14 protein-coding genes are annotated in these 20,425 nt (G+C 35.0%); 2 read left to right on the top strand and 12 right to left on the bottom strand.

Annotated elements, in window-relative coordinates; all coding sequences use genetic code 11:
- Positions 1 to 228 precede the first annotated feature (228 nt).
- The 9 genes from AC07XN_RS14820 to AC07XN_RS14780 form a co-directional block, all read right to left on the bottom strand.
- On the bottom strand, positions 229 to 387 hold the full coding sequence (locus AC07XN_RS14820; RefSeq protein ID WP_494743638.1) for a hypothetical protein: 159 nt from the start codon (positions 385 to 387) through the stop codon (positions 229 to 231).
- A 10-nt stretch (positions 388 to 397) separates the two neighbouring features.
- The gene (locus tag AC07XN_RS14815; RefSeq protein WP_494743637.1) at positions 398 to 2,032 is read right to left on the bottom strand and encodes an Ig-like domain-containing domain; all 1,635 of its coding nucleotides are present in this window, start codon (positions 2,030 to 2,032) and stop codon (positions 398 to 400) included.
- Positions 2,033 to 2,214: 182 nt separating this feature from the next.
- A complete protein-coding gene (locus AC07XN_RS14810; protein WP_494743636.1) occupies positions 2,215 to 3,099 on the bottom strand; it encodes a class I SAM-dependent methyltransferase in 885 nt (294 codons plus the stop codon).
- Between the two features lie 97 nt (positions 3,100 to 3,196).
- Positions 3,197 to 5,059 (bottom strand): tRNA uridine-5-carboxymethylaminomethyl(34) synthesis enzyme MnmG, encoded by a 1,863-nt coding sequence (gene mnmG / locus AC07XN_RS14805; protein ID WP_494743635.1) that lies wholly within the window; start codon positions 5,057 to 5,059, stop codon positions 3,197 to 3,199.
- Between the two features lie 498 nt (positions 5,060 to 5,557).
- Positions 5,558 to 5,977, bottom strand: coding sequence for an rRNA maturation RNase YbeY (gene ybeY, locus AC07XN_RS14800; protein WP_309923586.1), 420 nt, complete (start codon positions 5,975 to 5,977; stop codon positions 5,558 to 5,560).
- Positions 5,978 to 6,150: 173 nt separating this feature from the next.
- A complete protein-coding gene (locus AC07XN_RS14795; protein ID WP_494743634.1) occupies positions 6,151 to 9,501 on the bottom strand; it encodes a DUF4175 family protein in 3,351 nt (1,116 codons plus the stop codon).
- Positions 9,502 to 9,649: 148 nt separating this feature from the next.
- On the bottom strand, positions 9,650 to 10,414 hold the full coding sequence (locus tag AC07XN_RS14790) for an exodeoxyribonuclease III (RefSeq protein ID WP_494743633.1): 765 nt from the start codon (positions 10,412 to 10,414) through the stop codon (positions 9,650 to 9,652).
- A complete protein-coding gene (locus AC07XN_RS14785) occupies positions 10,411 to 10,758 on the bottom strand; it encodes a hypothetical protein (RefSeq protein ID WP_494743632.1) in 348 nt (115 codons plus the stop codon). Before AC07XN_RS14785 ends, AC07XN_RS14790 begins: the two co-directional genes overlap by 4 nt.
- Positions 10,759 to 10,885: 127 nt before the next feature.
- A complete protein-coding gene (locus tag AC07XN_RS14780) occupies positions 10,886 to 11,230 on the bottom strand; it encodes a carboxymuconolactone decarboxylase family protein (protein ID WP_494743631.1) in 345 nt (114 codons plus the stop codon).
- 88 nt (positions 11,231 to 11,318) lie between these two features.
- Here AC07XN_RS14780 and AC07XN_RS14775 point away from each other — a divergent pair, with 88 nt between their 5' ends.
- Positions 11,319 to 11,996, top strand: coding sequence for a ComF family protein (locus AC07XN_RS14775; RefSeq protein ID WP_494743630.1), 678 nt, complete (start codon positions 11,319 to 11,321; stop codon positions 11,994 to 11,996).
- A gap of 49 nt (positions 11,997 to 12,045) precedes the next feature.
- Here AC07XN_RS14775 and gldJ read toward each other — a convergent pair whose 3' ends face one another.
- The 3 genes from gldJ to AC07XN_RS14760 all read right to left on the bottom strand — a co-directional run bounded on the left by gldJ (position 12,046) and on the right by AC07XN_RS14760 (position 19,483).
- Positions 12,046 to 13,248, bottom strand: coding sequence for a gliding motility lipoprotein GldJ (gene gldJ, locus AC07XN_RS14770; protein ID WP_494743629.1), 1,203 nt, complete (start codon positions 13,246 to 13,248; stop codon positions 12,046 to 12,048).
- 228 nt (positions 13,249 to 13,476) lie between these two features.
- Positions 13,477 to 16,833: a transcription-repair coupling factor gene (gene mfd / locus AC07XN_RS14765; protein ID WP_494743639.1), complete on the bottom strand. Its 3,357-nt coding sequence runs from the start codon at positions 16,831 to 16,833 to the stop codon at positions 13,477 to 13,479.
- Positions 16,834 to 16,981: 148 nt separating this feature from the next.
- Positions 16,982 to 19,483 (bottom strand): S9 family peptidase, encoded by a 2,502-nt coding sequence (locus tag AC07XN_RS14760; RefSeq protein ID WP_494743628.1) that lies wholly within the window; start codon positions 19,481 to 19,483, stop codon positions 16,982 to 16,984.
- A gap of 254 nt (positions 19,484 to 19,737) precedes the next feature.
- Here AC07XN_RS14760 and AC07XN_RS14755 point away from each other — a divergent pair, with 254 nt between their 5' ends.
- Positions 19,738 to 20,238 carry a hypothetical protein gene (locus AC07XN_RS14755; protein WP_494743627.1) on the top strand — a complete coding sequence of 167 codons (501 nt, stop codon included), beginning with the start codon at positions 19,738 to 19,740 and terminating at the stop codon, positions 20,236 to 20,238.
- The last annotated feature ends 187 nt before the right edge of the window (positions 20,239 to 20,425 follow it).

Below are 20,425 nucleotides of genomic sequence, written 5' to 3'. Positions count from 1 at the left end.
CTTCTATTATACTGTGGATATGTGGATGAGTATTGTGAAACATTATTTTCACAGATAATTGTTAATATCAGTTTTTTTATTAACATAAAAAACATACTTATCAACACATAACTAATTGATTTACAATATCATTAATTTTAATCCACATATTTGTGTATAACTTTTAACTTTTTCTCAACATTATTCACAATGAGTTTTTATGTTGTTAACTTGTCATAAAAATATGGATTAAATCGATAGTTTTCCACGTTTCCAAATGTCCATTTTTTGTTTCCACAATACCTCTATTTCTATCCACAAAAATAAGGGGTATAAAACCCCTACTTTTCCACTTTTTTGAAAGGCTATTTGCCCTATTTCACGACTTATCCACAGAAGGTTGACCATTTTTTGATATTTAGTCAATTGTAAAGTCATTTCCAGATAGAACGAAATTTTGTTTCAATTTAATCTTGTTCGGATTATAGATTATTTTTTCTGGTAGTGTATTGGTCTGCCAGTCGCCTTCATCCCAACGAGAATTCTGATTTTCATCCACAATCAATCTTACATAATAAATACCCGCTTTAAGAAAGGCAAATTCGTATTTCAATATGTTGTCCACTTTTTGAACTACCTCATTTCGTTCATTCAATAATTGAATGATAAAATGCTTTTTGTTGGGGTTCTTAACTTCGCCTTCGATGATACCATAATTCTCAGGATCTCTGATTGGATGAAAACTTTCAATGTTTGAGGTAGTATCATTTTCGAGGGAAATGAATGTTCCTTTTGGGATACGGACTCTTACAAATTCCTTTGGTTTTTTATCATTTTTCTGAATATGCAATTTCGTTTTTCCTTGGCTCCATGTAATGTCTTTTTCTGTAATAGGTATCCTAATAAGGGTATCATTCATGATTTCGATTTTACTAATATCATATTGAATAATAGGTTTTGTAAAGTTGATAGTATAACCCACTTCTTTTAAATCTATATCCTCATTATTAGTAGGCGCTATTTTCGTACTAAACTCCTCCTTCACACTTTCATCTTTTTTACCTTTTACCCTAAATTTGATTTTTTGGTCATGTGTAAATACCCTATCTAATGAATCCGTAACTGATACTTTTACTTTTACAGTATCGGTAGAATTGTTAATAGTATTATATATTCTAAGGTTTTTACTGTCAATTTGTTGATAAGCCAACGTATCTTTTCTTCCTAAAAAATCAATTTTTACATTTTTTATCCCTTTACTATATTCTATATAATAGTAGTTTGCAGTATTTCTGGTTTTAGCTACTTTGTTTGGACTTTTATCCATCTTAGCCATATTGATTTCTAGGTTCGATAAATTACTTTTTAAGTCGATAGTATCTTTTACAAAACCCATCAATTCTTTGGCTTCTTCATATAGTAAATTATTATTGGCATCGGCAATGGCATAAATTCTGTATTTACCCGAAGCCACATTTTCAATTTTGAAAACTCCCGAGCTATCTGTCTTTGTAAAGTAATAAGGTTTTTCTTTTTTAGGATTCAATGTATCCGAATAGGTATATAAACCGACAGTCATATCTAAAACAGGTTTATTGATTTGTGGATTAAATACTTTACCGCTTACAATCAATGAATCAATAATTTTTCCTGTACTGAAAACCAATCTTATATTTTTAGCAATGTTCCTTTCAGTAATATCCTTAATGGCATTTCTGAAATTTAAACTATAAGTAGTATTTGGTTTGAAGGGTTTATCGAAAGTGAGTCTTACACCTTTAGGCAAAGGTTTGGTTTGATAAGCCCCTTCAATATTTGGTGTAATCAATAATTGCTGTTGGATATTATCCACCGTTACATATTCATTAAATTCTAATTGAATCAATTTTCCTGAAAAATTGGTAGCTTGATTATTCGGAAATGTTTTAACGATAACGGGAGCTAATGTATCTTTTTTGCCACCAGTCGGTGCTACGATTTGTGCACAGCTAAAGAGGATTTCGATGAGTATAAAACTAAGAAAACTTATCAAGACTAAATTCTTCACTTTCATGTTAATATGTTGAAAACTTTGTGGATAAAATAAATGCCATTGGCTTAAATTCTGGAAAACTCCTATTACTTAACCCAAAATTGCTTAAAAAAATTGGTTTATAGAAATGTTGACCATTTTACAAAAAGAAACCCTCAGTGTTTGTTAAACTCTGAGGGTTGTGGAAAAGTGTCTGAAAAATGTTAATTCTTCTTAAATATGTAAATTAAGCTTGAATAATTCTGTTGATTACTCTCTGCTTTGATATTAGACTTCAAACCATCTACAAAGGCTTTGAAATAGTTGATTTTCCCCGTTTGATACTTAGTACTCAACATCGAAACATAGAAGGAATCAAACTTCATAGGGAGGGTTTCTTCCAAACGGAAGTTATGTTGTTCAAAAAGTTGCTTTATTGTCTTCTGTGAGAAATGATACAAATGTCTTGGAACATCATAGGCTGCCCATTTATTGCCATAAATAGCAGCATCTTCTGATTCATGATTAGGAACAGCTATAATGAGCGAACCATTTACTGATAGCCTTTCATAGAGCCAATCAATCGTTTCATTTAATTGATGCACATGTTCTAATACATGCCATAGTGAAATGATGTTAAATTGCTCATCTTGGAATGAACTCAACACATCCGTTTTGATAGTAGACTGATTAATTTGTTCTGCAATTGCCCTTGCGTCATCGTCTGGCTCAATACCAAATACTTTCCAACCATTTTCTTTGCATACATTCAAAAACATACCCGTTCCACAACCTACATCTAACAACTTGCCTTTTGCAGGATACAGTTTATTAACTAATTCTAATTTACCTTTTAGTGTATATTTCCTAACAGAATGATAAATTTTAGCGATAAGTCCTTTAGAAGTATTAGTATGCGAAATATAAGATTCAGCTTTATAATATGCGCCTATTTTATCTATCTCAGGACGAGGATTGGTGAATTTAAAACCACAAGTATTACAATTGACGATTTCGAATGTTTCTTGGCTTACCGTGTAATCTTTAACAGTAAGGTAATTACTAAATGAACTTTGTTTACAGATTGGGCAAGTGCTTATTTTTTCCATGGTTGTTAATTTTCACAAAGGTACAAAAAAGACTTGTAAGGTTTTGGTTTGCGATAACCATTGCTTACAAGTCTTTTGTATTTATTATTATCACTATTTATCTGTCCATATAAAGCATCAGTACAGAAACATCAGAAGGCGATACACCGCTAATTCTTGAAGCTTGACCAATAGTGGCAGGTCTTATCTTTGCTAGTTTTTGTCGACCTTCATTTGAAATAGCCTTTAAGTTAGCATAATCAAAACTTGCTGGAATCTTAAGGTTTTCAAATTTCAATAGTTTATTAACCATTACTTGCTCTTTTTCAATGTAGCTTTCATATTTCACATTGATTTCAGCTTGTTCCAAAATTTCATCTTTGAAATTAGCTAAATAAGCTGCTACTTCTGGAGATAATGTTTTTAACTTTTGAACATCAATATCAGGACGTTTCAATAAATTAATGATTGGCGTTCCTTCTCTTAACAATGCCGTACCAATTGTTTCCAAAACAGGATTTACTTCTTCAGGTTTTACTTTCAATGATTTCATACCATTAATTAATACTGCCGTTTGTTCTTTCTTGTTATTAACGTTATTCAATCTTTCATCTGAAGCCAACCCAATTGAATGACCTCTTTCTGTTAAGCGAATATCAGCATTGTCTTGTCTCAGCAATGTTCTGTATTCTGCTCTTGACGTAAACATTCTATATGGCTCTTCAGTACCTTTATTAATTAAATCGTCAATTAAGACACCGATATAAGCCTCTGAACGAGATAAAGTAAACTCTGGTAAGTCTTGTGCTCTTTGGTGGGCATTTATCCCTGCCATTAAACCTTGACATGCCGCCTCTTCGTAACCAGTTGTTCCATTTATCTGTCCTGCAAAGAATAAATGCTGAATCAACTTAGTTTCTAATGTTTGCTTCAATTGTGTAGGCGGAAAGAAATCATATTCTATCGCATAGCCAGGACGGAACATTCTTACGTTTTCAAAACCAGGAATCTTTTTCAATGCTTCGTACTGTACATCTTCGGGTAATGATGTTGAAAAACCATTCACATAAACTTCCACAGTATTCCAGCCTTCTGGTTCTACAAAGATTTGATGTCTGTCTTTATCAGCAAAACGATTAATTTTATCTTCCACCGAAGGACAGTATCTTGGTCCTAATCCTTTTATTCTACCAGCAAACATCGGTGATTTTTCAAAACCTGTTTTTAATACATCATGTACTTCTTGATTGGTATAAGTAATCCAACAGCTCCTTTGTTCGGTTAAAGAAGGTGTATCTAAATAAGAAAACTTACTTGGATTTTCATCTCCTTTTTGTTCTTCCATTTTAGTATAATCCAAGCTTCTACCATCTACTCTTGGTGGCGTACCTGTTTTCATTCTACCTGCTTCAAAGCCCAATTGTACCAATTGTTCGGTAATACCCGTTGCTTTTCCTTCGGCTGTTCTACCGCCACCAAAGTTTTTTTCGCCAATATGAATCAATCCATTCAAGAATGTTCCATTGGTTAATACAACAGATTTAGCTTTGAACTCAATGCCTAATTGTGTTTTTACACCTACTACTTTATTATCTTCCACTAACAGACCAGAAACCATTTCCTGCCAAAAATCCACATTAGTGTTTCTTTCCAAAGCCAAACGCCATTCTTCAGCAAACCTCATTCTATCCGATTGACATCTCGGTGACCACATCGCTGGGCCTTTGGAACGATTTAGCATCCTAAATTGTATCATGGTTTTATCAGAAATAATTCCTGACATACCACCCAAAGCATCCACTTCACGCACAATTTGTCCTTTGGCCACACCACCCATGGCTGGATTACAAGACATTTGAGCTATGGTATTCATATTCATCGTAATGAGTAATACCTTCGAGCCCATCGTTGCTGCTGCGTGAGCGGCTTCACAACCAGCATGACCTGCTCCTACTACGATAACATCATATTCTTTGTACATATTATTAATTGATATTTGAATCTACTATTACACTTATTTTTATCTTCTTGTTTTATTTTCTCTAAGAATGGCAAATAGTATGCTGTTTAAGATAATTATTATAACCTCTTATTTTTGTTACTAAGGGCTTAGGATACCGAATATTAAATCCTCTTTTTCATAAGCCTGTGAAACATATCTAATGCTTACTTATTTTCTCACCCTATACCATTTTATAGCTTTAATCAATCTTATATTATCTCGAATATCCTTTTTGTTATTTAATAATGATTATTTAGAGCATGCACCTTTAGACCCATTTCTTCTTAATCTACTAACGACACCTTGTTCAAGTAATACTATAGCTTTGTATATTTTTATCTATAAAGAAATACTTTAGCCATCTTAATGTTTATTTAAAACTAAATAAGTATGATTCTGAAGGTTTTTAACAGGACGTAAAAAACACGTATTTTTTACAAGTGTTCCACGTGGAGTGTTTGAATAAAATGTGAAAATTTAACTATTGAAAATTGAAATATATTTGCTTTCAATCTCTCTCATTTGTGCTTCGTCTTCGTCGGAATGATCATCATAACCACAAAGATGTAAAAGTCCGTGAACTAGCACACGCTTAAATTCATCAAGAAACTCGGTTTTTAATTCTTGAGAATTCTCTTTTACCCTTTCAATACTTACAAAAATATCACCCTCAATCATTTCTTCTTCCTCCGAATTATCAAAGGTAATAATGTCGGTATAGGTATCGTGGTCTAAATACTCAACATTGATTTTATGAAGATACTCATCCGAACAAAATATATAGTTGAGGTCTCCTACCTTAAAGCCCTCTAATTCAGCCACTTTTTTTAACCAAGCTTTTAACTGATTTTTCTGGCTAAATTTAAAATCAATATCCTCGTTGAAAAAAACAATCATTGTGTAATAACATTATTAAGTTTGAAATAATTCGTTCACAAAGATACAATATAAAATTCAGCTTGTGAATATCAGCTACTTAGAGAGGAAGAAGGAAATCTACAGAAAGGCAGAGATAAAGTACTAGAGGAAAAAAGAAACGGGTCTCAGATAAAATCCAAGACCCGTTTACATTAATTAATTTGTTTGAAGTAATTATCAACTTGTTGTTTATAATACTGATTCAAGTTGGGGGGTACAGTACGCAACAACTCTGTTTGCTTTTGTTTGTCTTTGACGTATTGCTGAAACTGTGGAGGAACCTTCCTTGCTAAATCTTGTCGGGCAGACTCCGCTTTGCGTTTTTGCTCCTCTTCTTGTTCTTGCATGGCTTTCTCTGATTCAAGCAAACGAGTTAATAATTCTTGTTGACGTTTCATCAAATTTGGATTCAAGCGTTTATTTACCAAGTCTGTTTCGCTTTCTTCCATTTTCTTCATCATCTCTTTTATTTCATTTCCCAAGCCTTTGCCTTTATCAGTTCCTTTGTTATTATCCAAAAACTCTTGAAGCATCTTTCTGATTTGAGCTTGTTCTCTGGCCATTTTAGCTAATTGTTCCGAAACGCCCCCTTGCCCTTTCTCACCTTTTTGCATGGTCTGTTGCATTTGCTGGTTCAATTCCTTTTGGCTTTCACTTAGGCTTTTTCCTTTTCCTTTGCTTTTTGTTTTCCCTTTCCCCGCACTCTGCATCATCATTTGCTGATTTTGCTGCATTTGTTTCAATACATCAGAAAGCAATAAAGCAAGGTTATTCATGGATGTCATCGCAAATTGTTGCTTCGATGTGGTCATGGGTAACTTTCTATCTTTGATAAGTTTTGAAGCTTCAGCCATAAAACCTTTCATATTACTCATCTCACGGGTTACGAAAGATTCAATCTGTAATACCCTTTTTGATAAAGCATATAAACTATCTTCAATCACTTTTGCATCATCCTGTATCTTTATTTGCTCTTGCGAAAGTTTTATGAATCTAGGATCTGAAGGATTCATACCTCTAAAGTCTTTCATCAACTTTTCTTGGTTCAATGAAATCTTCACAAGATTTTCAAGAATATCACGAAGGTCATCCATATTCTCTTCGTTTTGTTTCATCTCCTGTTCTTGTTTTTCCTTGGCTAATTGCTGAGCCAAATTCTTCATTTGTTTGGCCGCTTGCTTTTGTTTTTGAGAAGCACCCTTGTTATCCCCCTTCTCAGATTTTTCTTCTGCTTCTTTTTGATCTTGAGAAATAGCTTCTTGCTGTTCTTTACCCATGTCCATAGGTTCAGCATTTTTCATTTCTTTATTAATCTTTTCAGCTTCCTTCAAATCTTTCTTTACCTCTTCAAAAGCCTTGCTCAGTTTTTCTTGCTCTTTTTTATTGGCGTCAGCTTCCTTTTGCTTATCAGCATCAGTTTTATTATTCTTATCTAAGGCTTCGTTTTTCTCAGCAAGTTTTTCTTGTTGATTAGCTTGGTCTTCTAAATCCTTAATACTCTTATCCAACTTTTGTTCTAATTGTAATTTCTTAAATAACTCCTGCATACGTTCCAATTCTTTTTCCATGTTACGCTCTTTGTTTTTGAGCTTATCCATTTGTTCAAGCATTTTATTATCATCAGGATTTTGTTCAAGCATTTTTTTCAATTCTTCATATAACTTCTGAGTTTCAGGGTCCATCAAATCATTCATCATTTTCTGGAGCGCTTCCATTTTCTGTTGATTTTCTGGCTTCTGTTCATTGAATCGCTGTTGCTTATCATTCAAATCTTTATTGGCGTCTTGCAGATTTTTGATTTCATTCATCAACTCGGCTTTCTTTTTAATCAATTCTTCCGCCAATTTCTTGTCTTGATAATCTAACTCCTTTTTGTTTTTCAAACGATTTTCCAAAGCTGCAATTTCTTTACGCAGTTTCTGTGCTTTCTCGAAAGTCTTTTCTAATTGGGCTTGCGTTTTATCAACAGAGTTTTCAATTTGATTATCGATAGCTTGCTTGTCAGGAATGGCATAATTCATGACTTGTGAACGAGTAGACTTGGCACCATTGACACCATCGTTATCCCAAACCTGCACATAATATTCTACTCTATCCGAAGGATTCAGTTTTAAACTATCCAAATTCCATTGTTTATAAAAACTTTGAATAGCCTGATTAGGATTTACTGGCAGACCCAAACTAGCATAATTTTGTTGATTGTTCTGCCCATTCCTGAGTACTTTATAAAAAATAGCCAAGCGGCTGATTCCATAATCATCGGCAATATTTCCACCTAAAACGATTAAATTATAAAGCGTAGAATCTTTGTATTGCTCTAAACTTAATTGCGGATATTTATCAGGAATAACATTTAAATAAAAGCTGATGCCTTCAGCATTAGACGCATATTTATTTTTCAAAAACACTTTATAAGTACCAGAAGCTTTTACTTTTTTATTAAAGTCAAAACCGCCACCTAATAGTTTTTTATCGGCATGGTAAGTGTTTTTATCCCCTTCAAAAACCATCGAAATAGAATCGGTATTGGTAACATTAAAATCCCATTCGATAGCCGTACCTTCTGGAACAGTGAGGTTGCCAACATTTTTAAAAGATTCATCAGGTTTATTCAAATAAGCAGGATAGTTTACATTCACATCAAAGAAAGCCAAACTTGGTTTGTTGACCATTTCTACTTCATATTGACCAGATTTGAAACCAGCAGCCTCAAACTGGAAATCGAAACTATTTTGAATTTTAGAAAAAGTGTAGGTATAATGACGCTTATCTGTCGTTTCCATTTTTAGCTTTCTGTCGTTATAAACCACATACACAGCATCAGGAATCGTATTGCCTTGTAAGCTAAGATTCAGGGTAAAATCTTCATTTTTAAAAGCCTGTAGATTGCTGTTTTCAAGCAGGAAATTAAAAGGAGCTTCTTCTTGGTATTCGTTTTTGAAGTTGACAATCCTTTCAGTGCTTTTTGAGAAAAATGAAGGATATAGCATCAAGATACCTACTATTAGAATAGCAGGAAAGGCCGCAAACTTCACGTATTTTTTATTATCTTTTATCTTGATAGCATCCGTAAATTTCACAATGCCCAATTGTTGTGACTTCTGTTTGATAGAAGCAATCAACAATTCGTTTTGTTCTTTATCAATGTTTCGGGTAAGCTGTAGGGTATTAATTAGCTTGTCACCTACTTCTGGGAAGTACTTTCCAATTTGGTCGGCAGCTTGTTCATTCGAAAGCGGTTTCTGTTTTCCGTATAAAAACACCAAGGGTTTAATCACCCAAAAAATACACGAAATCAAGAAGGCCAACAAGAAAGAAAAGAATAAAATCGTGCGGAAAGTAGTGCCGAAATGACCGAAATATTCAAGGACGTTAAAAACCAAAAAAGCGGACAAGATAACTGCCGCTGAAAAAATACTGCCTTTGATAAGTCGATTGAGATAATACTTTTGCTTGTATTCTTCAATCCGCATAAGTAAGGTTGCGATGGGTGAAGTAGTCATATTGTTAAGGTTTAATCCTGAAGATTCTCATGAAATATTTAATACCTAACGAAAAAGAAGTAATGAAATGTAGAATTGTGATAAATTAATTAATAATAAAAAAGCGAATCAAACATTGGGATACTCTCTTGCTTGATTCGCCTATCTATTAAATAGCGATTTCTAATAACACTGGACAATGGTCTGAATGCTTTGCTTCTGGTAAAATAGCCGAACGAATCAAGCGGTCTGTCATGCTTTCAGTGGCACAATGATAATCAATACGCCAACCCAAATTCTTGCCCCTTGCTCCTGCTCTATAGCTCCACCAAGTGTAGTTATGTGGCTCTTTATTAAAATGTCTAAAAGTATCTATAAATCCATTATCCAAAAATTTAGTTACCCATGCCCTTTCTTCAGGCAAAAAACCTGAACTGTTTGCATTAGATTTAGGATTGTGAATATCAATCGGATGATGACAAATATTATAGTCGCCAGAAATAATAAGGTTGGGAATTGACTTTTTAAGGTCATCAGTATAACCATAAAAATCATCTAGCCACTTCATTTTAAAACCCTGACGTTCGTCGCCACTAGTACCCGAAGGCATATAAACAGACATCAATGAAAACGTGTCGAAATCAGTACGAAGTACTCTTCCTTCTCGGTCATAGTCTGGCAAACCACAACCAAAATCAATGTTGTTTGGTTTGAACTTGGTAAGGATAGCTACCCCACTATACCCTTTTTTTTCGGCTGGAAACCAATAAACATGATAGCCCAAGTCTTCAAAAACAAGTTTATCAATTTCGTGTTCTTCAGCTTTGATTTCTTGCAAGCAAATCATGTCTGGATTGCTTGCCTTCAACCAATCGATAAAGCCTTTGTTCATGGCGGCACGAATGCCATTGACATTATAAGTGATGATTTTCATACAAATACTTCTCGTTCAAAATATTCTATAACTTGAGCTTTCAATAATTTTTCTTGTTCGATTACATTTACAAAAGGCAAAGGCTGAATCAATTTCCAATGTGGCCAACCGTCTTGATCAGTGCCTTCTAATTCATAAATACCACTGTAGCTAAGTACTTTGCAAATAGCAATGTGCATTAAGTCTTGCTTTTGTTCCTTGGTAAAAAACTGATGTCCTTTCCCTAATTCTTGAACGCCAATCAAGAAAAGCACTGCATTCAAATCAGCAGGTTTTTTTCCAAGCGCTTGTTCTAATTTATCTAATAAGATATCCCATTGCTGGGTCAGATTCTCTATTTCCATATTTTTTATTTAGCTGTAAGCTTTTATTTAATTGTGAGTTAGTGAATTGTGAATGAGTGATTTTTGTATAAACATATCTTCATCTTCATAAAATATTCAACATTCACAACTCTTCACTCAAAACTCTCTACTCCGCACTTTGAAGTTCTTCCCAATATTCAACTGCTCTACGCAAATGTGGAATAACAATTGTGCCACCGATTAAGGTAGCCACAGAAAAAATCTCTTGCATTTCCGCATCAGTCACACCTAGCTCAAAACATTTTCCGAGGTGATATTTGATACAGTCATCACAACGCAAAACCATCGAACACGACAATCCCATCATCTCTTTTGTCTTTTCAGATAAGGCTCCTTCTGCGTAAGTATTGGTATCCAGATTGAAAATTCTTTTAATTACTTTATTATCAGAAGACAAGATTTTATCGTTCATCCTGCTTCTATACTCATTAAATTCTGCGACTAAACTCATGATTATTGTTTGATTGATGTTAAATTGTATGCAAAATACAAAGAAAAAATTGTAATCAGTTTCTAACCTTAACAACATTGCTTAAATCATGTTCAATGCATTTATAGACTTAATTTTTCCTAGAATTTGTTCAGCTTGTTTAGAGCCCCTCCAACTGAACGAAGCTGTAATTTGTACACATTGTAGATTCGATTTACCGAAGACGAATTTGCACCTTGAAAACGATAATGTATTGATGCAGAAATTTTTGGGGAAAGTGGAGCTTAAACATGTCATGAGCTATTTAAAATTTATAAAGGGAGGCAAAGTTCAACGCTTGATGCATGAGCTAAAATATAAGGGTAATCAAGAAGTAGGCGAAATGCTAGGAAGATGGTACGGAGCGGAACTGAGAGAAAATGGTTTTGAAGAAGCTTTTGATTTGATTATTCCAGTGCCATTGCATAAAAAAAGGTTAATTAGCAGGGGGTATAATCAGTCAGATTGTTTTGCGAAAGGATTATCCGAAAGCCTAAATATTGAATGGCGAGATGATATTTTAGTAAGAGCAACTAACACAACCTCGCAAGTAACCAAATCAAGATTAGAGCGATACCAAAATATGGACAACGTATTTGCTGTTAAACATCAGGAATATTTAAAAGGAAAAAAAGTAGTAGTAGTTGACGATACCTTAACAACAGGTGCAACCCTTGGATCATGCGTTTTAAGCCTGCAAGAATTCGATATAAAGGATATTTCCATACTCACCCTAGCAATGGCATAAAAAAAGGCGACAGAATCAAATTCTGCCGCCCTCCTAATGGGTAAAAATATTATTTATTAGATCCTGCTCTAATCATAGCACATCTAAAACCAATCGTTGACGTAGAAGAATCTTGATCAATAAATCTACGTGTTCCCGGTGCTAACCAATAAGCTACATCTGCCCATGAACCACCTTTGTAAACTCTTGATTTATTGTCTACTAACGAGTTGTTGTTCTTTCTATCGTAATTTTTAGCCACATCTAGATAATCATTTCTACGGATTGGGTTCAAATCGTTGAAATCTTCATAAGATAACGGACGGTATAAGTCATATACCCACTCGTTTACGTTACCAGCCATTTGGTATAAACCAAAATCGTTTGGTGGATAAGTATAGACTTCAGTAGTAATGATAGCACCATCGTTTGATTTACCAGCGATACCAGCATAGTCACCACGTCCACGTTTGAAGTTAGCTAACATAGAACCTTTTTTCTTACCTTGTGAAGCACGCATGTTTGGCCCATCCCAAGGATAAATTCTTTGGTTAGTTTGGTTCTCATCTTCATACTGCGTACCTATCATAGCCTTAGCAGCATATTCCCATTCTGCTTCAGTTGGAAGACGATAAGCTGGTAATACTTTTCCAGATTCAATAGGTAAACGCTGACCAGCAGAGAAAGCAGGAGATGTTCTACTTTCGGCACCTTTTTTACCTTTTTTCTTCTTCTGGCTTTTCATCGCAATGTCGTTGTTAACGGCAGCGGTTCTCCAAGTACAGTAATCAGAAGCCTGTACCCATGTTACACCCACAACGGGGTACATACGGAAGCCGGGATAACGTAAATATTGTTCTACATAAGAGTCGTTAAAAGCTAATTCATCTTTCCAAACCAATGTATCAGGCAATGCTGATTCATAGAATTCTTGAGAAGAGTCTTTCATGACCGAATTCAAATATTCAAGATAGTGAACGTTTCCAATTTCTGTTTCATCCATGTAAAATGACTGTACAGAAACGGTTCTTTCTAAGTTATCTCTTGAATTGATAACATCCTCTTCTAAAGCCCCCATCGTAAAACGTCCGCCTTCTACAAATACTAAGTTCGGACCCGTTTGTTGACCTTTGAAGGATTTATCAATCTGAAAACCTCCTTTTTTGTTATAAGCAATACCAGTAGCAGTACTTTTCTTGCCTATTTTTACACTCGTTGACTTCTTTGATTTACAAGAACTTGCCAATGCAAGGCTTGCTACAAGAATAGTCATTAATTTGAGAGACAACTTCATCTGTTAATTAATTTGATTGTCGTGATAAGAATAATTTTAAAACTAGTAATGTCCTGAGTTAGGAAAGATGCAATTTACAGAAAAGACTACAAATTTAAGCTAAACAGTCTAAATTCTGCGGGTTTTATATTCAAAGAATATTAATTCTTATGATTACAAATGGAATATTACGAATAAAAAGCCACATATAAAGAATATTAAACTTTATTATTTAGCAATTTCTTTTAAAATCCATTTAAATTCTTCGATTGACGTAACCTTATCGAAATACAACATCAGCTTACCTTTTACTTCTTTCAATGAACACTTTCTTGAATGTTGTTTAACATATTCAAGAACCTTGCCGAAAACTGCTGATTTATAATACTTTTCATTCTCAGAGGGAACGAAATAACATTTCAAATTATTACTTTTCAATAATATTTTTTCCATTCCTAATGATTCGGCAATCCATCGCACACGCACAATTTCAATTAAGTCAGACATTTGTGAAGGAATAGGCCCAAAACGGTCGGTAATCATGGCTTCAAATTTCAATAATTCCTCCTCATCTTTCATGTCATCCAGTTGCGTATACAGCGAAAGTCTTTCAGAAATACTTGATACATATTTTTCAGGAATCAATACTTGCATATCTGTTTCTATCTGACAATCAATCTTTAATTTTTCGGCCGTTTCAGCTAAATCTTTTTCAAACAAAGCCCTAAATTCCGTCTCTTTTAATTCCTGAACGGCTTCATCCAAAATCTTGTGATAGAGTTCATACCCTAAATCATTGACAAAACCACTTTGTTCTGCTCCTAATAAATTGCCTGCCCCACGAATATCTAAATCACGCATGGCTACTTTAAAACCATCACCCAAATCAGAGAATTCTTCTAAAGCACTTAATCTTTTACGAGCCTCAGAGGTAAGTAATGAAAGAGCAGGAGTTAATAAATAACAGAAGGCTTTTTTATTAGAACGCCCCACACGTCCACGCATTTGGTGGAGGTCGGATAAGCCAAAATGGTTAGCGTGATTGATAAGAATCGTATTAGCATTTGGAATATCAAGACCAGCTTCGATAATGTTGGTCGAAACTAATACGTCATAATGTCCTTCGATAAAATTCATCATCGCCTTTTCCAACTTATCACCCTCCATTTGTCCGTGAGCAACGCCCACTTTGGCATCAGGAACCATGCGTAAAATCAGGTTGGCGATAGATTCCAACTCTCCTACTCGGTTATGCACAAAATATACTTGTCCTCCTCTTTTTAGCTCGTAACTTACGGCATCACGGATGAGTGTTTCACTAAATATTTGTAATTCTGTTGTAACTGGCTGGCGGTTTGGCGGAGGTGTGGCAATGATAGATAAATCCCTCGCACCCATCAATGAAAAATGTAGTGTTCTCGGAATAGGGGTTGCAGTAAGCGTCAGGGCATCAATATTTACCCTCATTTCTTTCAAACGGTCTTTTACTTTTACACCAAATTTTTGTTCTTCATCGATAATCATCAAGCCCAAATTCTTGAAAACCACGTCTTTATTCACAATTCTGTGCGTACCAATCAGAATATCTGTTTCACCAGAAGCTACTCTTTTCAAAGTTTCTTTGATTTGTTTATCCGACTTAAAACGATTGATGTATTCTACTCTACACGGAAATTTTTCCAGACGATCACGGAAGGTTCTAAAGTGTTGCATTGCCAAAACCGTAGTGGGTACTAAAATAGCGACTTGTTTTGAATCAGCGACCGCTTTAAAGGCTGCCCGAATAGCCACTTCCGTTTTACCAAAGCCCACATCACCACAAACTAGCCTGTCCATTGGGTGTGGTTTTTCCATATCGGCTTTCACATCAGCCGTCGATTTTGCTTGGTCTGGGGTATCTTCGTACAGGAAAGACGATTCCAATTCTACTTGCATAAAAGTATCTTTAGAAAAAGCAAAGCCAGGTGCCATCCTACGCTTGGCATAGAGCGAAATCAATTCTTTGGCAATGTCTTTTACTTGCTTCTTTACTTTCGATTTGCGGTTTTCCCACTCTGGCGAGCCCAATTTCGACATAATCGGTGGTCCCCCTTCTTTGCCCGAATACTTCGCAATTTTATGAAGTGAATGTATCGAAACCATCAATACATCATTGTCTTTATAGATTAATCGGATAGCTTCTTGTTCTGAATCGCCTACCATTACCCTATCTAAACCCGCAAAGCGACCAATACCATAGTCGACGTGCGTTACAAAATCGCCAACTTGTAAAGAACGTAATTCTTTGAGGGTCAGTGCTTTTGATTTTGAATACTTGCTTTTTTCTCTGAAACGATGAAAACGGTCGAAAATCTGATGGTCGGTATAGCAAACAATTTTAGCTTGCTGGTCGATAAACCCTTCTCTCAAAGAAATATTCATTGCCTGAAAACGAACATTTCTATCAATTTCATCAAAAATAGTCGCTAGTCGTTCAAGCTGTTTTGGAGAGTCTGCAGTAATGATATTGGTATAATGAAAAGCTTGATTTTCACGAAGATTATCAGCTAATCTTTTGAAATCTTTGTTGAAGGTTGGCTGTACTTTTGCCTGATACTGAATTTTTTCATGAGCAGATTTAAAATAAAATCTTTTTCCAAATTCAATCGTACCAAATTCTTTAATCAGATTCAGGAAACTTCTGCGTGTTTCGAATAATTGATTAGGCTCTGAAATAACCTTGATACCACCACTTTTGGCAATAATTTCTTGAAAATTTGCTTCTACTTTTTCAAAAGATTTTTCGATAATTTCAAGCGTCAACTCCACATCTTTGAACCAAAGACGCGTATTATCAGGTAAGAAATTAAAGAAAGGCTCACGGGTTTCTTGAATCAGTCGATTCTGTACATCAGGAATTATATTGATGCGAGAAATAGATTCGACAGAAAGCTGAGACTCAGGGTCGAAAGTTCTGATACTTTCTACTTCGTCACCAAACAAATCAATTCTATAAGGCAAATCATTGGCATAGCTAAAAACATCTACGATACCTCCTCGAATAGAATATTGCCCCGCTTCGTAAACAAAATCGGTTTTCTCGAAATCATAACTAGCCAATACTTCCCCTAAAAAAGCAGTATCTAATTTCTCAGATACATTGATGGTAAAAGTATTTTTAGTGAGGGAACGTTTGTTGATAACTTTTTCAGAGAGGGCCTCTGGATAAGTAACAATCAATACTCCTTCGGTATTATTGTTGAGTTTGTTCAATACTTCAGCACGCATCAATACATTGGCATTATCCACCTCCTCGTATTGATAAGCCTTTTTGTAAGACATCGGAAAAGCCAGTACTCGGTCTTCACCCACTAAATTTTGTAAATCGTTGATAAAGTAAGCCGCTTCTTCACGGTCGGAAAGCACAAACAGGTGAGATTGCTTTTCGTTGAGTAAATGCAAAGCAGACGCAACTACAGCGTCCAAACTACCAATAAAGCCCTTTATTTGAATATGAGGGTAGTCTTTAGGTACTTTAATTTGTTCAGCAATCATCTGCACAAAGCCATCTTCACGATACAGGGTAAGGAAATCTTTTACGAGCATATTCTTATCTTCAATAACAACAATAGCCACGAACCGCCCGATTGGTGAAAATCTGAGCAATTCGTGGCGAAAAATTCGGTACAAATTTAACCTTAAAATCAGCGAATTAGTTTTAAAAAAGCTTTATTTTAAAATTAACAAAATGAAATTATCGTTTTCGTTCTATTTCTTTATTCATTTCTTCGATGTCTACACTCCTATCACTGAAATCATCTAAAAGATATTTAGTGAAGTGGTCAGCCATTTTCCAGAAGAAATATTCCGTCATATCTCCAAAACCATGGCGTTGCGTAGGTAACGTAAGCATCTCAAAACGCTTGTTGGCTTTTATCAAAGCATTTACCACACGAATAGTATTAGCAGGGTGCACATTGTTATCTATTTCTCCGTGAATTAATAACAATTTACCTTTCAAATTCTTAGCAATCTCAGGGTTTTTTTCGATGCTATAAACAAAACTCGTATCATTTTTTTCGGAAATAATTTCCTTTACACCATGGTGTTTTTCAGACCACCAACGGTTGTAAATACTATTGTCATGGTTCCCTGCATTGCTAACAGCCGCTTTAAAAAAGTCTGGATAGACCAACATCGCAGCAGTACTCATAAAACCACCTCCACTATGTCCATGAATACCAACTTTGTTGATGTCGATAAACGAAAACCTGTCGGTTAACTGTTCAATCGCCGCTTTTTTATCTGCTAAACCATAGTCTCTTAGGTTGCCATAGCCATAATTATGATACCATTTGCTACGAGCAGGATTACCTCCACGATTACCAACGGTAATGACAATAAAGCCCAGTTGAGCCAAACGGTCTATCCTATCCATGCCCTTACTGAAAGACTTATTAACGCTTTCTGTTTGTGGACCAGGATAAACATATTCTATGATTGGGTATTTCTTAGTGCTATCAAAATCATAAGGCTTGTACATTACGCCGTAAAGGTCAGTGATGCCATCATCAGCTTTTACTTTAAACGTTTGTGGGAATTTATAACCTGCTGATAGTAAAGATGATAAGTCAGTAGTTTCTAAATCCAAGAGCTTTTTACCATCTGTATTGTATAAAACCGCTTTAGGCGTAGTATTCACCCTTGAAAAATTATCAACAAAATAAAGCTGATTATCATTGATGCTAGAAGCATGGTCAAAATTTCCTTCGTTCAGCAATTTCAAGCCTGTTCCATCAAAATTTACACGATATGTGTGTAAATAATAAGGGTCTTCGTTGCTTTCGCGGTTATTGGCAGTGAAATACAGCACTCGTTTTTTCTCGTCAATACCGATGATTTCTTCGGTATGAAAAGCCCCCGATGTTATTTGATTCTTCAATTTTCCTGTTTCATCATACAAGTAAAAATGTCCCCATCCGTCTCTCTCACTCCAATGAATTAATTCCTTGCTAGCATTCACCAAACCAAGCTTGCGAGTTTCCAAATAAGTATTCATTCGCTCTTCTATAATGGGCTTTACAGTGTTCGTCGTTACGTCTGCTACCATTACATCAATGCTTTTTAAATCTCTGCTGGCACGAGTCAGATAGAACTTATCTTTCGTCCCCAACCACACATTAGCACGATAATCATCATCACGGGTATTGGCCAACGGTGTAGTATTCCAGATACTTATACTTTGGTCTTTGAATAAATCGGCATTCAATTCTAATTGACTTTTACTGGCAACATCAAAGAGAATGATATTTTCTATCGGGCTATCTTTCTCACCAGGCAACCAATACTTATAAGTTTCTAGCGTCGGTCGTGGGTCTGCCACACTGTTGATTACCCATATATCTTTTACTTTTCTGTTATCAGTACGGTTAAGCACAAATTTCTTGCTATCGGGACTCCAGAAGATAGAAGCAGGCTTACGTTTGTTTTTATTTTTCTCTTTGTCAACATTGGTTTCATTGTCACCAAAAGATAGAGATTCACGATGGTACCCAAAGTTTTCTACACCATCTTTTGTCAATTGAATTTCAACGATGGTACTATCTTCTTCGTTTTTGAGGGCTTTCTCATAATTGAGTTTATCCATCAAATACAAGTTCTGTTTTTTACCGAAAATGATGGTATTGCCATCTGGAGAGATACTTGCCCAAACAGGTTTTTTCTTAGGCTTTTTAAAATCACTTAAATCTATTAATTCAGTTGTGTTAAGGTTATATTCAAAGTAAAATACCTTTTTCACTTTTGGTTTTTCCTTGACAATTTTAGCATCTTTTTTGGTGGTTGAGTCTTTCTTTTCCACTAAGTCTTGCGTACTTTTTACTTCGAACTGAATCCAGTTTTCATCACGGACAAAACGCATACTATCCAGTCCCAAGTGTTGTGCATCAAAAGGGTCTTTTACAATTTTAGTGATGGCAGCCGCCAGTTTTTCATTATCAAAAAGAAGTTTTTTTTCAGCTTTAACAGGGTCGACGATATACCATTTTTTCCCTTCGGTAGTTTCATAAACATACCAAAAACGATCAGATTTTTTTAGCCAGTGAGGGTCAACACTGGTAGAGAAAATCATTTTATTTAATTTTTTGGGAGAAAACTTGGCTGCTAACGCATAGTTAGCTTTTACTGTTGAGTGTTGAGCATAACTCGAAACAGACGCTACCAAAAGGAGCATCAAAATAAAGGAGAGCTTTCGCATAGTGATTTTAAATTGTTAAATGAAGTGTTTCCTCAAAGATAAAAGCTATAACTGAAATTTTAAGTATTTCAAATAGAATGTAGCATATCAATTGGTTAAAAAGAGTGTCAAACCGAATAATAAGTTTTTTGGTGGCTTTTGTTGACCAATTTGTAATTGTGTTTCCGATTTTACTAGTTTTGACTAAGGCAAACGAGAAAATAGTATTAGTTCTTGCTTGTGAAATATTAACCAACAAAATACCCACTAACATTATGGCAACTAAGATAGTAAGCACTCCGTCTAATCCTGCAACAGGGGAAATTAATCAATTTGATTTAAAAAGAATCATTGAGGATTTTGAAGATTATGTTGAAATAAAATCTTCCTCGGCAAGACAAATTAAAAAAATTGGAAGAATTGTAATGCGCAGAGAACTTTTACAAGGGCTTTTGGATAAATTTGACGAAGAAGAGCCAGATGTTTATGTAAGTATTCACTTTGGTGTTACTTTACCTAACCAGCATAGCTGTTTTGATAACTTTCAAACAGACATATCAAATCAACTAAATATTGCTATTTTACTTGGAAAAGAGAACCCAGAAGCAGTAAATGATAAAATTGTTGAAATAAATTACCCAGATGACCATGGTTATGTAATTACGAGAGGTTTCCGCTCTTATGATTCAACAACACTTGGGGCGAGAACATTTGGGAAATCTACCGAAGGTGCAGTTGAAATGCTATGCTGTGGCGACCCAAGCAAAAGGCCTTAATAAATAAAATAATGACATTAAAAACCTACTTCTTGCCTACTGTAATACTAATTACACTTATTGTACTATTGATAAATAGGCATAAACTTACGCCTAGCTATAATAAAAACTTTATTGCTTATTTAGCAGTAACGTTTTTTGTAGAAACTACTGCCCATCTACTTACAGTCTATTATGGAAATAATAT

It is taken from the genome of Arcicella sp. GW458-12-2-14-TSB2 (genome assembly GCF_059423785.1).
The sequence above is the reverse complement of the archived record's forward strand: the minus strand, read 5'-3'. Positions and strand labels throughout refer to the sequence as shown.